Here is a 17817-nt window from a genome sequence, read left to right on the forward strand (position 1 = left end):
CCGGACAGAAAAAAGCGGCGGAGGCTCAAAGCCCCCGCCGCTTTTTTATTGGCTTTCAACCTTGGGCCGGGCCAGGCACACCGCGGGCCCGGTGGTTGTTCACGACTCGGAAGATTTTTCCCGGGCCGTCTTTTCCTTCTCCGCCAGGTGTGGCGCCATAACCTCTTCCAGGGTATATCCGGTCAGGCGCCGGATGGTGCGCCACAGGTAGTAGAAAATCAACATCATCATGATCATGGAAGGAATGGCGATCATCGGGTAGCTAACCAGCGTCATCCGCCCCAGTTCCTCATTGAAAGCCTCGGTGCCCGAGGGGCTCACCACGATCCACTTGGCCAGTACATAGTTCATAATGGAGGAAAACAGGAAGGTACCGGCAAAAAAGTAGCTGGCTTTCAGTAAGCGAGCTTCAAACTCTTCCACACAGCCCTTTTCTTCCAGTGACCGGTGCACCTTGTCCACATCCAGAACGCTCGGGTTGTACAGCAGGGTACGTACCAATGGGTACCGGGTGCGGGTGGATACCAGCACTGCCAGGCCAATGATCGCGGGAATCGCCGCTTCCTTGATGGCCAGCCAGCCGGCGTCAAGCTCAAGCAGACCAATGCCGCCGGTGAGCCCGACACTGATCAGCCCCAGCACCGCAATGAAGTTTTTCTTCCGGTAACGGACCAGCTCGAACAGCCCCCAGCCCAGGGGAAACGCCAAACCAATGATCAGTGCGTTGACGCTGCCCAGGTGCTCTTCTCCGCTGAACTTCATCAGAATCACGGAGGGGATGACGATACTCACCAGCAGATCAATCCACGGACGGGGCTTGTGGTCTCTGGACTGCGGCTGGGAACTACTGGAAGAACTCGGAGACGTCATGGCGGAACCTGATTGGTGAAACAGCGGCAGCTCCGTGCGGACTGCCGGAAGACTCCCGGCAGTATACGACGAATCCGAGCCAGGACATAACCGCCCTCAGAAGCTCCCGGACGTGCTGGCGGTGCTGCCAGAATTGCCCGTCCGAAGGGTATTGTTGGCCCCGGATTGCCACTGGACCTGGACTGCAGGGTCGGTCTCGCTGCGTTTGAGACACTTCCACTCAACCGCGGAGTTGGCCGGCAGGTCCAACTGCCCGGTCCAGGTCGGATAGGCGGAGGGCTCAAGTTTACGGGCCGAGGCCGGTGACCAGGCCCCCAGTTGGGAAACATTGCCGGTGACGTAAACACTCTGACCCCACTCGGTGGTGCCGTTGCCGCAGGTGAACGTGGTAGAGACCTTGCCGCCGTCACCGGAGCTGCCATCGCCGCCACTGCAATCGGCCCCGACATGCAACGCCGCAGCTTCCATCGCGGCGACGTTGAGAGTGACCTCGCCGCCCTGCACCGTCACGCAGCTGCCGTCTCCCGCCACGTTGCGATATTGACCATCCGGCAAGCCGGTGTTGAAGGTCCTGGACAGGGGGGCACCTTCCCGGTTGATGACTACAAAGCCGCGGGCGCCGCGCCCGAACGCAATCTGGTCATTGCCGTTATCCCACCAGTAGGAAACCCCGGTACCGTCGGTGGCATTGCGGAAGCCAACCATGTTGGCAATGGAATCCCAACGGTGTTCGCAGATCCAGGCTCCCCCACACTGGGCACTGCCGTTCTGGTACACCGCCTGCGCGGGAGGCCCCTGGTCACCGTCCGAGAATCCGTAGCTCGACATCACCTTCGGGTAGCCATAGGGCCAGGCGAGCATGAACACATTGGCGAGGTTATACAGACTCCCGTCCTTGTAAGTCAGCACATTACTGCCGCCGGCCCCGTGGCCCCGCTGGTTGTCGTGGTTATCGGTGAACACCACCGCATCACCGCCGGCCAGGAAACCCCAGCTCTCGCCGAAGTTGGCCAGGTAAGCCAGGCTCTGGTTCTTGAAGACATTGCCGAGAGACGCGCTGTAGCGAAACTCTGTTATGTCCGACGTGCCCGTGTATTCGGTGGCACTGACTGCTTCCCCGCCCAGGTCGATCACCTCCTGGAACACATACAGCGGACTGTTCACCCGCCCCAGAATCCCTGTGATGTCGGAAGGTGACATATGCTTGGCGGCGTCCACCCGAATGCCGGCCACACCCATAGTCACCAGCTGATTGAGGTAACCGGCAATGGTGTCCTGCACGTAGCTATCGGCGGTATCCAGATCCGGCAGTCCCACCAGCTGGCAGTTCCGGACCCGCCAGGCATCGGTGCCATAGTCTTCCGGATTGATGCCGCAGGGGGTGTGGAAATCGTTGCTGCTGTAGATCGGATAGCTAAGGGAGCCGGAACTGTACGGGGATCCGGCGGTACCCGTACCGCTGCCATTGGCCATGTGATTGATCACCGCATCGGCATAGACATCCACACCGGCGGCATTACAGCGTTGGACCATATCGGCAAAAGCCGCGGCATCACCGCTGCGGCTGTTCAACTGATAACTGACCGGCTGATAACGCGTCCACCAGGCACTGCCCTGGATATGCTCCTGGGGCGGCGACACCTGCACGGCGCTGAAGCCTTTCGGCCCCAGGAAGTTTTCACATTCCTGGGCGACATCGCTCCATTTCCACTCGAACAGATGCACAAACGCCCCGGCCTGGGCCGTTTGAACCGGAAGTGCCAAAGCCGCGCCCAGGGTGGCACCGGCGATAAACCGAGAAAACTGACTCATTGCATGCTCCTGTCTTGTCTTTGTTGTGGTGCATTCAGCAGGCGATTGGAAAAAGAGAACACGTTTTTCGCCCGCTACAGGACAACATGCAGTGATCAACTATTGCTCAAAACATCCTCAACGCAAATCAGAGGGGCGTAGATGGAGGAAGGGTACACATTTAGGTCACACTGAATGGTATGAGCGCATGCAACCTCCCAAGCCGGGAACAAAAAAGCCGGGCATAATGCCCGGCTTTCGCGTCCTTCTGGGAGTAGAGCGCCCTTATCAGGCCCCCACCTCCTTGAGGCTCTCTTCCACAATCGCGAGCCCTTCTTCCAGCACCTCATCCTCGATGGTCACCGGCATCAGGAACCGCAGGGTATTGCCGTACATGCCGCAGCTCAGCAGAATCAGCCCCTTTTCCTTGGCCTTCTTGGTGACCGCTGCTGCCAGCTCCGGCTTGGGTGTCCGGCTCTGCTTGCTTTCCACCAGTTCAAACGCCGCCATGGGCCCGAGGTTGCGGACATTGTCCACGTGCTCGAACTGCTCCTGCCACTGGCTGAAGCGCTGCTTCAGTTTCTCGCCCAGTGCTTGGGACTTGCCGAGGATGTCCTCCTCCTTGAACACATCGAACACCGCCAACGCTGCGGCACAGGCGGTCGGGCTACCAGTGTAGGTACCCCCCAGGGAATTGGGGCCGGAGGAATCCATGATCTTGTCGGTGCCGACAATCGCCGAGATAGGCATGCCGTCGGCCATGCTCTTGGCCATGGTCATGATGTCCGGCTCAATGCCGCTGTGCTCAATGGCGAACATTTTGCCGGTGCGGCCAAAACCGCTCTGAACTTCGTCCACCACCATCAGGATGTCGTTCTCATCGCAGATCTTGCGAATTTCCTTCAGGAAGCTGGTGGGTGCGGCGTAGAAACCGCCCTCGCCCAGCACCGGTTCGATCACGATGGCGGCGGTGTTGCGGGCCGGGGAATCCGCCTTCATGGCCATTTTCAGGCCACGGAGGGCTTCCTCCTCGGAGACCCCGTGGTACGGCACCGGATACGGGGCGCGGTAGACCGTACCCGGCATCGGGCCGAAGTCGGTCTGGTACGGTGCTGCCTTGCCGTTCATGGCCATGGTGTAGAAGGTACGGCCGTGGTAACCGCCGTCAAAACAGATCACGTTGGTCTTGCCGGTGGCCGCCCGGGCGATCTTCATGGCGTTTTCCAGGGCTTCCGCGCCGGAGTTGGCCAGCATCACCTTGGCGTGGCCCTTCACCGGAACCACTTCACTGAGTTTCTGCGCCAGCTTTACGTAGCCCTCGTAGGGCATTACCGTCTGGCAGGTGTGCATCAGCTTGTCGAGCTGCGCCTTGACGGCCTCCACCACCTTCGGGTGGCGATGGCCAATGTTGAGTACACCGATACCGCCGGCAAAATCGATCATGCGCTTGCCGTCGGCATCCCACAGTTCCGCATTGGTTGCGTGGTCGGCAAACTGTTCATTGGGACTTGCCGCGCCCGCCGCAACGTAGCGTTCTTTGAGTGCCTGCAATTCTTTATTGCTCACTTTGCCATTCTCCCTGAGGTCAGGTTCGAAAGTTTCACATACCAGTGTAAGTAGTACGGGAGCAGGAAACAAACCGACCATGGTCGCCGTCAGCCGGTATTCTCACGGAACTGCAGGTTGGCCAGGCGCCGATAGAGACTGTTTTCCCGCATCAACTGCTCGTGGGAGCCCACTGCGAGCAGATGGCCGCCGTCCATCACGGCAATCCGGTCGGCGTCCCGCACCGTGGCCAGGCGGTGGGCAATCACCAGCGTGGTGCGACCTTCAGTGAGCGCCGGCATGGCCTTCTGGATCAGGTTCTCGCTCTCGGCATCCAGGGCACTGGTAGCTTCATCCAGCAGCAGGATCGGGGCATCGGCGAGCAGTGCCCTGGCAATGGCCAGCCGCTGTTTCTGGCCACCGGAAAGACCCTGACCGGCGTCACCCAGCCGGGTGTCATAGCCCTGAGGCAGGGCCAGAATGAAATCATGGGCGTGGGCAATCCTTGCCGCCTGCTCCACCGCTTGCTGGCTGGCCTCCGGCCGGGCATAGCGGATGTTGTCGGCAACCGTGCCATGGAACAGGGCCGGGGTCTGGGGCACCAGGGCAAAGCAACGGCGCAGGGATTCCAGGGGCCAGCCGGCCGTATCCACACCGTCGATGAGAATCCGGCCCCTATCCGGCTGATAGAAATGCAGCAGCAGATCGAACAGGGTGGATTTCCCGGCACCCGAGGGGCCCACCAGAGCCAGCGTTTCGCCGGCCCGGATATCGAGGGTAAGACCGGCGATGGCGGGCCGGTTCTGGCGGCCGGGGTAGCTGAAGAACACCTGGTCCAGCCGCAGTTCGCCGCGCACGACCGCGGGCAGATCCCCTACGCCCTTTTCCCGCTCGCCTTCACGCGCGAACGCCGATTCAGTCTGCAACAACTCGAACAGCCGTGCCGCGGAGCCCGCCGCCCGCTGCAGCTCACCGATCACCTCGCTGATGGCGCCAGCCGCCACGCCTACCAGCAGACTGTAGAACACAAAGGCCGCCAACTCGCCCGGACTGATGCGCCCGTGGATCACATCCAGTCCGCCAATCCAGATCACAATGCCCACGGCGCCCATCACCAGGGAGATCGCCAGTGTGGTCAGCCAGGCCCGCTGGCGAATGCGCTGCCGGGCAATCTCGAACGCGCGCTCGGACACCTCGGCAAAATACCGGCGGTCGTGGGGCTGGTGGTTGAACGCCTGCACCGTCTTGATCTGGGTAAGATTCTCGCCCACGTAGCTGCCGACATCGGCGACGCGATCCTGGCTGAGCCGGGACAGCGCCCGCACCCGCCGTCCGAAGAACAGGATGGGAGCAATCACCACCGGGAAACCGAGCAGAATGATGCTCGCCAGCTTGGCGTTGGTGATGAACAGCAGCAGCAACCCGCCCACCAGCATCAGTGCGTTGCGCAGGGCAATGGACACCGTGGAGCCAATCACCGATTGCAGCACGGTGGTGTCGGCAGTGAACCGGGACTGGATCTCCAGGGCCCGGTTCTGCTCGAAAAAGCCCGGGTGCAGGTCAATCAGGTGGTTGAAGACTTTCTTGCGAATGTCCGCCACCACCCGCTCGCCAATCCAGGACACCAGGTAAAATCGCGCGAAGGACCCGAACGCCAGGCCCAGCACCAGCAGGAAAAACAGCCCGATGGCCCTGGCCAGGTTCTCCGGTGATTCGGTGGCCAGCCCCTGATCCACCAGGATACGGAGCCCCTGGCCCAGCCCCAGGGTAATACCGGCGGTGATGACCAACGCCACCAGAGCGCCAGCCACGGCCCGGCGATAGGGGCTAATAAACTCGATGACCAGTTTCAGGGCTCTACGGTGGCGTGTGTTAATGATGTGCCTCCAGGGTGTTGGCTGCTGTAGACTCCAGCGTCAATACGGTTTGTTCTTGAAACAGGACCTATCATACAGCTACGAAAGAGCGAGCGGGGTGGCAGGCCCAGTTACCTCGCGCGCTCGACGTCACCGAATCAGAAGGAAAGTCAGTGCGCGCCTACGCCGACAACGATTACCCGGCAGACCACAAACCGGACTGGACCATCATTTCCGGCCTCTGGCCCTACCTGCTCGAATTCCGGGGCCGGGTCGTGACTGCCCTGGGCTTTCTGATCCTGGCGAAAGTTGCCACCGTCGCCACACCGGTAGCCCTGAAATACATTGTCGATTATCTGGACCAGAATCGCGGTGCCGATCTGCTGCTGTGGATACCGGTGATTCTTGTGGTCGCCTACGGCTCCCTGCGCTTTGGCGCCACCTTGTTCAGTGAACTCCGGGATGCCGTATTTGCCCGGGTAGCCGAACGCGCCATGCGGCGGGTGTCGCTGCGGGTGTTCGAACACCTGCACCAGCGGGAGCTGGCGTTTCATCTGGATCGAAAGACCGGTGGCCTGGCTCGGGACATCGAGCGGGGCACCAACGGTATCAGTTTCCTGCTGCGCTTCACCTTGTTCAACATCGTGCCGACTATCCTGGAAATCCTGATGGTGTCCGGCATCCTGCTGTGGGTGTTCAACGTGGGGTACGTGCTGGCCATCCTGGTGGCGGTGGTGGTGTATGTGGTGTTCTCTATCAAGATTACCGAATGGCGCACCAAGTTCGTACGGGAGGCCAACGCCCGGGACAACCAGTCCAACTCCCGGGCCATCGACAGCCTGCTGAACTATGAGACGGTCAAATACTTCAATAACGAATGCTACGAAGCCGAACTCTACGACCAGGATCTGGACGACTGGGAGCAGGCCCGCCTGAAAAACCGCCTGTCGCTGGCGACCCTGAACGCCGGCCAGGCACTGATCATTGGCGTGGCACTGATCGTGATCATGTCCATGGCGGTGGCTGAGGTGGCCAGCGGTGAGATTACCCTGGGGGATTTCACCATGATCAACGCCTACCTGATCCAGCTGTTCATTCCCCTGAACGCCCTGGGCTTTGTCTATCGGGAGATTCGCCAGGCGCTGGTCAACGTGGAGCGCCTGTTCAAACTGCTCGGCGATCAGCCTGCAATCCAGGACGCGGAAGATGCCAGGCCCCTGAGTGTGGACAAGGGCGAAGTTCATTTCGACCATATCCACTTTGCCTACCGGCCCGATCGGCCGATCCTGCAAAATGTGGACTTCACCATTCCGGCCGGCCACAAAGTGGCGGTGGTAGGTGCCAGTGGCGCCGGCAAGTCCACCCTCGCCCGCCTGTTGTTCCGGTTCTACGACGTCGATCAGGGAGCCATCCGCATTGACGGCCAGGATATCCGGACGGTGACCCAGGCCAGCCTGCGCTCGGCCATTGGCGTGGTGCCCCAGGATACCGTGCTGTTCAACGATACCCTGTACCGGAACCTGGCCTATGGCCGACCCGGGGCCACCGAGGAGGAGGTCTACCGCGCGGCCCGCATGGCCCACCTGGACAGCTTTATCAACAGCCTGCCGGAGGGTTATCAGACCAGGGTGGGCGAGCGGGGCCTGAAGCTGTCCGGGGGTGAAAAACAGCGTGTGGCCATCGCCCGGGTCATCCTCAAGAACCCGCCGCTGCTGATCCTGGATGAAGCCACGTCTTCTCTGGATTCGCTCTCGGAGCAGGCCATCCTCGGAGCCCTCAAGGAGGTCAGCCAGCAGCGCACCACCCTGGTCATCGCACATCGCCTGTCCACGATTCGTGATGCCGATACCATTCTGGTGATGGACGGTGGCCAGATTGTGGAGAGCGGCAGCCACAGCGAACTGCTGGGCGCCGGTGGTCACTATGCCCATCTGTGGGAGCAGCAGCACCGGCGTGAGGATAACTGAGAAGTCAGGGGTGCGGCGGGGGAGGCCTTTCCAAAACCTTGCGGAGCCATGGATGGCGGAGCAGAGCGTACAGGGAGGTATCCACAGCGTGTTTTGGAAAGGCCTCCCCCGCCGGAGCCCGGGGCTAGGACTCCCCTAGCCGAAGCGCTAATCCTGAAGCGCGAATCACCTGCTGTTCCACGCTGTCTCTGAACACCTGTGTATCGCCAGTGATCAGACTGAACCAGTTCCTGGCCCGGGTGATGCCGGTGTACACCAGCTCCTTGGTGAGTACCGGGCTGAGGCGATCGGGTAGCACAAGGCAGGTGTGGTTGAACTCCGATCCCTGGGACTTGTGCACCGTCATGGCGTACACGGTTTCCAGCTGTTGCAGTCGGCTGGGGGAAATCCAGCGGATACCGCCCTCGGCATCGCTGCTGGGGAAGGCGACTCGCAAGGTGTCTTTCGGCTGGCCGTCGTCCGTGGTGTCCCAGGGTACCCGGAAGGTAATGCCGATATCCCCGTTCATCAGGCCCAGGTTGTAGTCGTTGCCGGTGATCAGTACCGGGCGGCCGGGGTACCAGCCCTCGGTTCGGTCGATCAGCTTTTCCGTCATGAGCTGCTGGGCGATGCGCTGATTCAGGCCCTCCACGCCCCAGGGGCCGCGACGCAGCGCGCAGAGAACCTGGAAATCGCTGAATGCCTCCAGTACGGCCGCGGCGTGGGTATCCCAGGCCTCCCGGGGGCTGTCTGCCCTCAATCCTGAGTTGGCCATCACCTCAAGATAGTGGCGATAGCCCACGGGCGGCGGCAGCGTCTCTCCATTCACGACCCGGCCCTGCCCCTTGTTGCGGAAGCGTTCCGGGGTGCCGCTGATGGCATGGTGGCAGATCTGCTCGAGCGTCTTTTCCGGATCCGACGTTGGCCCGTGGCCATTCAGCCAGACCACATCGTCAAATTCGGAATCCCTTATCCTGGCCAGCATGGTACCGGTCAGCGCGCTGGTGTTGACCGCTTCGGCAAGCTGGCGGATGCCGCTGTCCTCGCCAAAGCGGTAGCTCTTGCGCAGCATGGCCACGGCCTGGTCCAGTGCCTGACCGCGGTCATCCACAAGGTTTGGTGGCAGCTCGGCACCGGTGATGGCACCGAGCCAGTGGGCGGTTTCCGGTGTGTAATGAGCGTCGGAGGCGCGTTGGCACAGTTCCCCGAGGACGGCGCCGGCGTCCACCGAGGCCAGCTGGTCTTTGTCGCCCAGCAGGATCAGCCGGGCGCTGGCGGGCAGCGCGTCGAACACCGAGGCCATCAGATCGACATCCACCATGGAGGCTTCATCAATGACCAGGATATCTACCAGCAGCGGATTGTCCCGGTGATGACGGAACTGACGGGTGTCCGGCCGACTGCCCAGCAGTCGATGCAGGGTCGTGACCCTGGTCGGGATATCGTCCAGTTGCACGGCGCCGGGCAGTTCCGCCAGCGGCAACCGTTGCACCGCGCCGCCGATGGATTCGTTCAAGCGGGCCGCGGCCTTGCCGGTGGGTGCGGCCAGGCGGATGCGGACCTTGCGACCTGCCCTTGCCGGGTCGGCGCCGGCCACCGCCTGCAGCGCGGCCAGCAGATTGACCACGGTAGTGGTCTTGCCGGTCCCGGGGCCACCGGTGATCACCGCAAAGCCACTACGGGCGGCCAGGGCGCAGGCCAGCTTCTGGTAGTCCACGGGCTCTTTCGACTGAAACAAAATGGTCAGCGCCCGGGACAGGGTTTGTGCCGGTAAGGCGTTTGGGTATGCAAGGGGGGAGGGCAATGCCAGCCGCTGCCGGATACCCTCGGCAATGCGCTGTTCGTAACGCCAGAACCGGCGCAGGTACAGCCGGCTGCCGTTCAGCACCAGGGGCGTTGGCACCGCTCCGTCGCTGACCGCCGGCGATGCCCGGAGCGCGGCCAGGCAGTCGGCCAGTTGTACCCGGGCGAGCAGGTCCTGGGGGTGCATGCCCTGCAATGCGGTGGCTTCGGTGTCGTTCAGTGCCGGCCCGGCCGGCTCCTCCGGCGGCAACGCCAGGGTGTTGCCGGCATCCGCCAGCAGGTGCGTGAGGTCTACGCACACGTGGCCCCGGCCCACCTGATGGGAGGTCAGCGCGGCCAGCAACAGCACCAGGGGCTGCGGGCGATCACCCTGCTCTTCGCCCAGTTGCCGGATTAGCCGGGCAAAGCCTACATCCAGCGGGCGAATCCAGCCGGCCTGCTGCCACTGGTTCAGAAGGGCCTCGGTCTCTGCAAGACTGGCCAGTCGCTCAGCGTTATCCACCGCGCCGTGCTGGTCTGGTGTGCTGTCGCCCAGGTCGAGGGCAAACTGATTCTCACTGTTGCGGGTCCGACTCATGCGGCCACCTCCCCGTCGGTCAGCTCGCCATCGAACAGTGCATCCAGCTGCTCGATCAATGCTCTCGGCGGTTTGTCGGTGAAAGCTCCTTGGCTTGCCGAATTCACTCCGCGCAGAAACAGGTAGACCGCGCCACCGATGTGGCGGTCGTAGTCGTAGCCAGGCAGCCGGGCTTTCAGCAGCCGGTGCAGGGCCAGCAGGTAGAGCACGTATTGCAGATCGTAGCGCTTGGCCAGGATGGCATCGCCCATGGCCTGGCGGGTGTAGGCGGTGTCGTCCTCGCCCAGGGTGTTGGATTTGTAGTCGAGCACGTAGTACTGGCCCTCGTGTTCAAACACCAGGTCGATAAAGCCCTTGAGCATGCCGTTGAATTGGCCGCTCTCCGCTTGCGGCCGGTCGGCGCCGTTCAGGGTATGGTCGGTGACCAGTTTGTCCAGGGTCTGGATGTCCACATTGCGGCTTTCGAACCAGAATTCCAGCTCCGGGCGCAGGCGGGTCAATTGCGCCAGGCTGGCAGTGCGTTGGCCGTCGCCGCCCAGGGGGAGCGGCTGGCGGATCAGCGCCAGCAGCCACTGGTGCAGGGGCTCCACCCACTCGCTCCAGCCCCGGGTGCCGCAGCGGCGGGTGAGCTGGTCGTGCAGCACAGAGGGATGGTCCAGCACCCGCTGGAAGCCCTGGGCGGTGCACCACTCCAGCAGCTCGTGCAGGAAGGTGCCGGGACCGGCGCCTTTCGGAAAATGATGGTGATCGCGGGCGGCGACCGGGCTGGCGGGTTCGTCGGCGTCCGCCTCGTCCTGGGCACTTTCCTCCAGCAGGTTCTGGGTCTGGGCATCTTCCACCTCGCCGGTGAACCCGATGCCGCTGCCGGACAGACCGGTGTATTCAATGCTGGAGTAGCTGGCAATCCACCAGTCTTCCTTCGCCTCGCGGGTCGACACCAGGGCCGGCCCCAGCGCCTCGGGTGCCGTCTCGATGAACACCCGGTCCTCGGGTTGTGGCAGTGGCAGCACCGCAACCTCCGGGCGCCCTTCGGCCAGGGGTGCCAGGGCGGCCGCGAGCCCCTGTTCCGGACTGCCCGCAATGGCATAACCCAGGCCGCTCTGCTGCCAGTTGTCCAGGGCGGCGGCACCCACCCAGGTGGCGAACCGGGCCCGTGTCAGGGCCACGTAGAGTTTGCGGATGTCCTCGCCCAGGCGTTCCTGGTCTGCCCGGGCAATGTCTTCGGGGCTGGGATCGAACACGGTCACCAGGCGACCTTGCTCATTGTGGTAGCGCACGTAGGCCTGCTTCGGGTTCTCTGCCCGGAACGCGGTCCCGAACGGCAGGAACACCAGCGGGTATTCCAGGCCCTTGGATTTGTGCACGGTGATCACCTTTACCAGGCCGGCGTCGCTTTCCAGGCGCAGGGTGCGGTGTTCGTCCTCTTCGTCGGCCGCCCGCAGGATCTGGGTGAAGTGGTGCACCAGCGCATGTTCCCCGTCCAGCTGCAGGCTGTCCTGCTGAAGCAGCTCGGCGATGTGCAGGATGTCGGTGAGTCTTCGCTCACCGTCCGGCCGATGCAGCAGGCGGCCGGGCACCTCGAAATCCATGAGGAAGGTGCGCAGCATGGGCAGCACGCCCTGGCTTTGCCACTGGGCCTGGTAGCCCTGGAAGCGGGCGATCTCCCGCTCCAGCACGTTCTCGTCGGTCAACAGCCGGTCCAGGGCCTGCCAGCTCTGGCCGAGCGTCGGCGTGGCCAGGGCGGCGCGAATCAGCGACAGCTGGCGGGGTTCGGCGAAGGCCTGCAGCCAGCACAGCAGTTCCGCCGCCTCCGGCGAGGTCAGCACCGAATCCCGGTCCGACAGGTACACGCTCTTGATGCGCCGTCGGCCCAGGGCATCGCGCACCGCGGCAGCCTCGTTTCGGTTGTTCACCAGTACCGCGATGTCTTTCGGCTGAACCGGTTCCAGATCCGCCGGGTTCTCCGACAGGGCAAAGCCGGCATGTCCGGCCTGTCCGAGGGTGAGCAGGCGCGCAATCTCGCTGGCGCAGGTCTCGGCAAGGTCGGCGGTGGCGGTGCCCTTGGCGAGGCCTTTCGGGCTGCCCTCCTTGCCGGTGTCCTCGGACTCGTGGGTCCAGAACACCAGGCTGGGCTGAACCTCCCCCTGCACCGACCAGAGGCGTTTGGTGCCGTTGGCGTCCACCCCCTGGAACGGCAGCGGCGTGGTGTCGCCCTGGCCAAACAGGAACGCGCCCTGCGGGCTGTGCCGGTCGCTGTGCTCGAACATGCGGTTAACGGCATCGACCATGGGCCTGGCCGAGCGGTAGTTGGTGCCGAGCGTCCAGGTACGATCCTGCACGCCGAGCCGGGCCTGCAGGTAGGTGTAGATGTCCGCGCCCCGGAAGCCGTAGATGGCCTGCTTGGGGTCGCCGATCATCAGCAGGCAGGTGTCCGGGCGGTTTTGCTCTACCTGATAGATCCGGTTGAAGATGCGGTACTGCACCGGGTCGGTATCCTGGAACTCGTCGATCAGCGCCACCGGGAACTGGCGGCGGATGGTGGCGGCCAGCTGCTCGCCCCGGGGGCCGTGGAGGGCGTCGTCGAGGCGGGTGAGCAAATCGTCGAAACCCATTTCCGAACGCTGCTGTTTTTCCTCATCCATGCGCGCAGCTATCCAGTGGCTGGCGTGTCGCAGGATGTCGGATTTGGCAGTCGGCGGGTTGCGGCTGAACGCCAGGATGGCCCCGATGGCGTCGAACGCCGGGTGCCGGGGGGCCGGGTCCTCGCCTTTGAGAATGTTGTCCAGCCCCTCCGGCGTCTGGTTCCTGAAGCCGGCCTTATCGAGGTCTTCCGGCAGCAGGTCCTCGGAGTCGGCCCAGGCGGTCAGGGCATCCCAGGCCGTCAGCATGGACTTCTTGCTGCCCCCATGCAGGCGTTTGGCCTTCTGCAGGTCGTCCAGCAGCGGTAGCACCTCGTCGCGCCAGGCGGCCCATGGGTGGGCCTTCAGCTCGGCGGAACGGGCCAGGCGCTGATCCACCACCTGGCCAATGGCCTGGTGCACGCTCTCCGGCGGCGTGCCCAGGGCGTGCGGATCGTCGATCAGGTTGCGCACAGCCTTGCGTAGATCCGCCGGCGTTTGCCAGTGCCCGAGGGCTTCGTCCATCAACGCCGGGGGCAGTGGGTACACGAAGGTGCGCCAGTAATCCCGGGCCACCTCGTCCAGCAGCTCGCTCTGGTCGGTTTCCAGGGTCAGTTTGAACAGGCTGCCGCTGTCGAACGCGTGCTCGCTGAGCATGCGGTTGCACCAGCCGTGGATGGTGGACACCGCCGCCTCGTCCATCCACTCGGCGGCCAGCAGCAGTTTCTTGCGGCAGTCGGGCCAGCTCGCCCGGTCCGGGTAGCTCTGGTTCCTCAGATCGTAGATCAGTCTGGTTTCGGCAGGCGGGTTCGGGTCGTCCGGGCCGTCGGAGAACACCTCGGCGGCCTGGGTCAGCCGGGTGCGGATGCGGTCCCGCAGCTCCTTGGTGGCGGCATCGGTGAAGGTTACCACCAGCAGGTTGGGCGGCAGCAGGTTCTGCAGGGGGCTGTCGTCGGGCTGACCATGACCCAACACCAGGCGCACGTACAGGATGGCGATGGTGAAGGTTTTGCCGGTGCCGGCGCTGGCCTCGATCAGGGCGCTGCCGTTCAGGGGCAGGGCCAGCGGATCCAGGTTCGGGTTACGGTTTTTGGTCTGCTCGGTCATGCCACGCTCCCGATCTGCTCGGCCGCCGATTTGCCCTGCTCCGCTTCCCACAGGGGCACATAAAGATCATGCAGCAGGGCCTCGAATTCGCCGCTGGCCATCAGTGCCTCGGGGCTGTCAAAGCTGCCGCGCAGGTAGCCGGTGTCCCGCTCCAGGGCGGTCAGGTAGGCCGTTTCCGCCTCGCTGATGGCGCGTTCGTGGTCGCCCAGGTATTTCTTGCCGCCGTAATAGCTTGTGACCCAGGCAAAGCCCGCCTCGCAGTGCAGCGGCAGGGCGCGGGTGGTGGCTTCCATCCAGCGCGCAAGAATGGCGTGGAACGGTGCCCTGGCCTGCTCCGGCGTCATGGCCGGGAAGTGGAATTTGCGGTCTTCCTCCTTGCCCAGGATCACAGTCTCGAAGGGCTGCCCGCCGAGCTGGCCGGCCAGGTGAATCAGCCAGTCCCGCAGCAGGTTGGCGTAGCGCACCTTTTTGCCGTTGCCGGCGCTGCTCAGCAGGCTGGAGCCCGCGATCACCAGCCGGCAGAGCTGCCCTTGCGGGTTGCAGCGCAGGTTGTCGATAAGGTCGACCACCTCCACTGAGCCCAAATCGGTTTGGTGGCGAACCTCGAACGGCAGCGGTTCGGCCACCGCTTCCGGCCAGTCGACAAGCGCCCTGCGATAACGTTCGAACAGGTTCGGCAGCCGGCCCGCCAGCTCCGTGCGCAGCCGGTGCTCGGTCACGCCCATGCCCAGCTCCCCGCGCCGGGCCATTCGGTCCAGGGTGATTTCAAGGCGCTCGTGCAGCTCCTCCTCGCTGGCCGCTTTTACCACGCCTTCCTGAATCAGCTCGTTGTCCAGGCGCCAGCGGTCCAGGCCGTTCAGATCGAAGTTCTCGTTGTCGGTGTCCTCGTCTTCCACCGCCTCGAAGCGCACCTGCAGCCGACGCTGGTAGAAGATCTCGATGGGCCGTTTCAGGAAGTTGGCCAGGTCGTTCAGGCTGATGGGCTCCTCCGGCGCCAGGTAGGGCAACGGCTGATGAGACTGCTCGGCCGTGTCGACACCATGGGCGCTGCGCCATTCCCGCTCGAAGGTGAACAGGCGCCGGGCCTCCAACACCTCGGCCAGTGGTCGTGGTCGGGCGTGGTCCCCCTCACCTTCACCGTTGGCTTTCGGGAAATAGTCCCGGCTGAACGGCTGCAGCGGGTGCCGGGTGGTCAGAGCCTCGACCACCTTCATCGTCGGTTGCCCGGCTACTTTCCACAGGCTGTCCAGATGATCCTGCAGCTGGCCCACCAGTACCGACGGCGGCCGCTCGGAATCGTCCCGAATGCTGCGCCCCACCCAGCTGATGTACAGCTGCTCCCGGGCCGACAGCAGGGCTTCGAGGAAGAGGTAGCGGTCGTCCTCCCGGCGCGAGCGGTCCCCGGGCCGGTAGTCCTGAGCCATCAGGTCGAAATCCACCGGCGGTCGGGAGCGGGGGTAGTCGCCGTCGTTCATGCCCAGCAGGCAGACCCGGCGGAAGGGAATCGCACGCATCGGCATCAGCGTGGCGAAGTTCACCTTGCCGGCCAGGAAGCGCTGGTTCAGGCCGCCTTCGTCCAGGCCTTGCAGCAGCACGTCCTTGACGATGTTCAACGGCAGCGTCTGCTCGCCCAGGCCGGCGGCCAGGGCGTCTTCCAGCCACTGTTCCAGCTGGCGCCGGAAGCGGTTCAGCAACAGCAGGTCCTGGCCTTCCACCTTGTCAAAAAAGCCAACCAGCATGTTGGAAAACAGCGCTTCCCAGTCCGCCGGTGTGCGCTGGCTCTGCAGCGCCTGCCACAGGGCTTCCAGCTGGTGTACAAAGTCCGCCAGGCGTCCGGCCAGGCTGGCCTGCAGGCCACCGATCTCGCCGTAGGGCTCCACGCCGGCCCAGGGCTCGTCGTCGCCCATGCCGTAGCCCAGCAGCATCGAGCGCAGGCCCGCCTGCCAGGTGTTGCGCTCCAGTTCGGCTGGCAGGTCCAGGCTTGCCCGGTGCTGGCCGTGCAGGCCCCAGCGGATGTTGGCCCCTTCCACCCAGCGCCGGGCCAGGGAAATCTCGTCCTCGCGAATGTCAAAGCGGTCGCGGATGCCGGGCACTTCCAGCAGGCTCAGGATCTCGCTCACGCCAAAGCGGCTGCGGGGCAGCGACATCAGGGTTTCCAGGGCGATCAGCACCGGCTCGTGGTGGCGCTGGCCCTGGTCGGAAATGGTGAACGGAATATGGCGCCTGCGCCCGGGGGCGTAGCGGCCGAACACCGCCTGGATGTGGGGCGCGTAGACGTTAATGTCCGGCACCATCACGATTACATCCCGGGGCCGGAGCGTGTCGTCGGCGTTGAAGGCGGCCAGCAGCTGGTCGTGCAGGATCTCCACCTCCCGCTGGGGGCTGTGGGCGTCGTGGAACACCAGGGAGTGGTCGGCGGCCAGATCCACCGTGCGCTGCTGGTCGCGGATCTCCTGCAGCGGCGTCAGGTTGTGGATATCGTTCTGCAGCTGATGCAGCAGCCGGGGCGACGCGGGGTCGCCGTGGTCGGTGAAGATGTCGATCTTCTGGCCGGGGGTCTGGAAGCTGGCGCGGTACTCGTCCGGGTTGTCGAACTCGTCCAGGAGGCGGATGTAGTCCCGGCCCTGCTTGCCCCAGGCCGCCAGCAGGGGGTTGGCGTGCTGGTGCAGCTGATCCGGATCGTCAATGGTGGCGAGCACCGGGTGGGCGGCGCCCCGCTTGCGTTCGGCCTTGAGCAGCTCCCGGTCGCTGATGATGTCGGCCCAGTAGTACTGGCAGGGGTTGTGAACGCACAACACCACCTGGCTGAACCGGCTCAGCACGTACAGGGCCTCGAGGGCCTGCCGGGGCAGGGACGACACCCCGAACACCACGATGCGACCGGGCAACCGGCCCGGATTGGCCGGCTGGCTGAGTCGTTGGCCCTGTTCCATGAATCGGGTGTGGATCTGCGAGCGGCTGGTGTGGGCCTCGGCGCCGACATCCTGCACCAGGGCCCGCCAGAGCAGCGGCTGCCAGAGAGTCTCGGCTTCGAGGGGTCTTTCCTCGCCCCGGGCGCTGATCACCACATCCTTGCCCTGTTCCCAGGCGGCCAGCCAGTCGGCCCGGAACACCTGGTACTGGTCGAACAGGTCCGCCACCTTCTCGGCCAGCTGGAAGTTGCGCAGGTCGGTGTCACTGCCGTCCAGAAATCTCGCCAGCGGGGTAAAGGCGTCGTCCTGCCCCACCAGTTCCGGCAGCAAGCGGTAAAGCCGCCACACCAGGCGGGATTTGTCGAAGGGCGACTGTTCCGGTACTTCCCCGTCGGGCAGTACGGCGCGATAGGCCTGCCAGATAAACCGTGCGGGAAACAGGAATTCCATGCCCGCTGCAATCCCCAGCCCGCCCTCTACGCCATCGTCGGTGCGCTTTTCCGCGAGCGCCAGCTTCAACCACTGGGCAATGCCGTTGCTCTGCACCAGAAACGTCTCGCTCTGCAACGGCGGCATAGGGTTCTGCCGGCAGAGGTAGACCACGGCCCGGCGCAGGTCCTCTAGATGGTTAGCGTGGATGGCGTGAAAGCCCGGTTCGATGGCGGATGGCGTGGCCATGGGTTTCCTTGTCTGGGAGTCGGTTCAATCCTGATTCCAGAGGTTACCGTATGTGACCTCAGATGCCGATAACCGAACGATAACCGATCACAGAGGCAATGTAGGAGGCAGCGC

General features: G+C 63.9%; 8 protein-coding genes. 1 reads left to right on the forward strand and 7 read right to left on the reverse strand.

Annotated elements, in window-relative coordinates:
* Positions 1 to 99: 99 nt before the first annotated feature.
* The 4 genes from BM344_RS10300 to BM344_RS10315 form a co-directional block, all read right to left on the reverse strand.
* Positions 100 to 870 (reverse strand): VC0807 family protein, encoded by a 771-nt coding sequence (locus BM344_RS10300; protein ID WP_091989225.1) that lies wholly within the window; start codon positions 868 to 870, stop codon positions 100 to 102.
* Positions 871 to 966: 96 nt separating this feature from the next.
* On the reverse strand, positions 967 to 2682 hold the full coding sequence (locus tag BM344_RS10305; RefSeq protein ID WP_091989228.1) for a carbohydrate-binding module family 20 domain-containing protein: 1716 nt from the start codon (positions 2680 to 2682) through the stop codon (positions 967 to 969).
* Between the two features lie 267 nt (positions 2683 to 2949).
* Positions 2950 to 4227: a 4-aminobutyrate--2-oxoglutarate transaminase gene (gabT, locus tag BM344_RS10310; RefSeq protein WP_091989231.1), complete on the reverse strand. Its 1278-nt coding sequence runs from the start codon at positions 4225 to 4227 to the stop codon at positions 2950 to 2952.
* An 89-nt stretch (positions 4228 to 4316) separates the two neighbouring features.
* Positions 4317 to 6059, reverse strand: a complete 1743-nt coding sequence (locus tag BM344_RS10315; protein WP_091989234.1) for an ABC transporter transmembrane domain-containing protein — start codon at positions 6057 to 6059, stop codon at positions 4317 to 4319.
* A gap of 176 nt (positions 6060 to 6235) precedes the next feature.
* On the opposite strand from BM344_RS10315, the gene BM344_RS10320 reads away from it, so the two are divergent.
* Complete coding sequence (locus BM344_RS10320; protein WP_091989237.1) at positions 6236 to 8029, forward strand: ABCB family ABC transporter ATP-binding protein/permease; 1794 nt, start codon at positions 6236 to 6238, stop codon at positions 8027 to 8029.
* A gap of 124 nt (positions 8030 to 8153) precedes the next feature.
* Here BM344_RS10320 and recD read toward each other — a convergent pair whose 3' ends face one another.
* Genes recD through recC form a run of 3 tightly spaced genes read right to left on the reverse strand, consistent with a single transcriptional unit; the run spans position 8154 to position 17703 of the window.
* Positions 8154 to 10388, reverse strand: a complete 2235-nt coding sequence (recD, locus tag BM344_RS10325) for an exodeoxyribonuclease V subunit alpha (protein ID WP_091989241.1) — start codon at positions 10386 to 10388, stop codon at positions 8154 to 8156.
* Positions 10385 to 14113, reverse strand: a complete 3729-nt coding sequence (gene recB / locus BM344_RS10330) for an exodeoxyribonuclease V subunit beta (RefSeq protein ID WP_091989244.1) — start codon at positions 14111 to 14113, stop codon at positions 10385 to 10387. Before recB ends, recD begins: the two co-directional genes overlap by 4 nt.
* On the reverse strand, positions 14110 to 17703 hold the full coding sequence (recC, locus tag BM344_RS10335) for an exodeoxyribonuclease V subunit gamma (RefSeq protein ID WP_091989247.1): 3594 nt from the start codon (positions 17701 to 17703) through the stop codon (positions 14110 to 14112). Before recC ends, recB begins: the two co-directional genes overlap by 4 nt.
* Positions 17704 to 17817: the final 114 nt, after the last annotated feature.

This window comes from Marinobacter gudaonensis, from assembly GCF_900115175.1.
Classification (GTDB): domain Bacteria; phylum Pseudomonadota; class Gammaproteobacteria; order Pseudomonadales; family Oleiphilaceae; genus Marinobacter; species Marinobacter gudaonensis.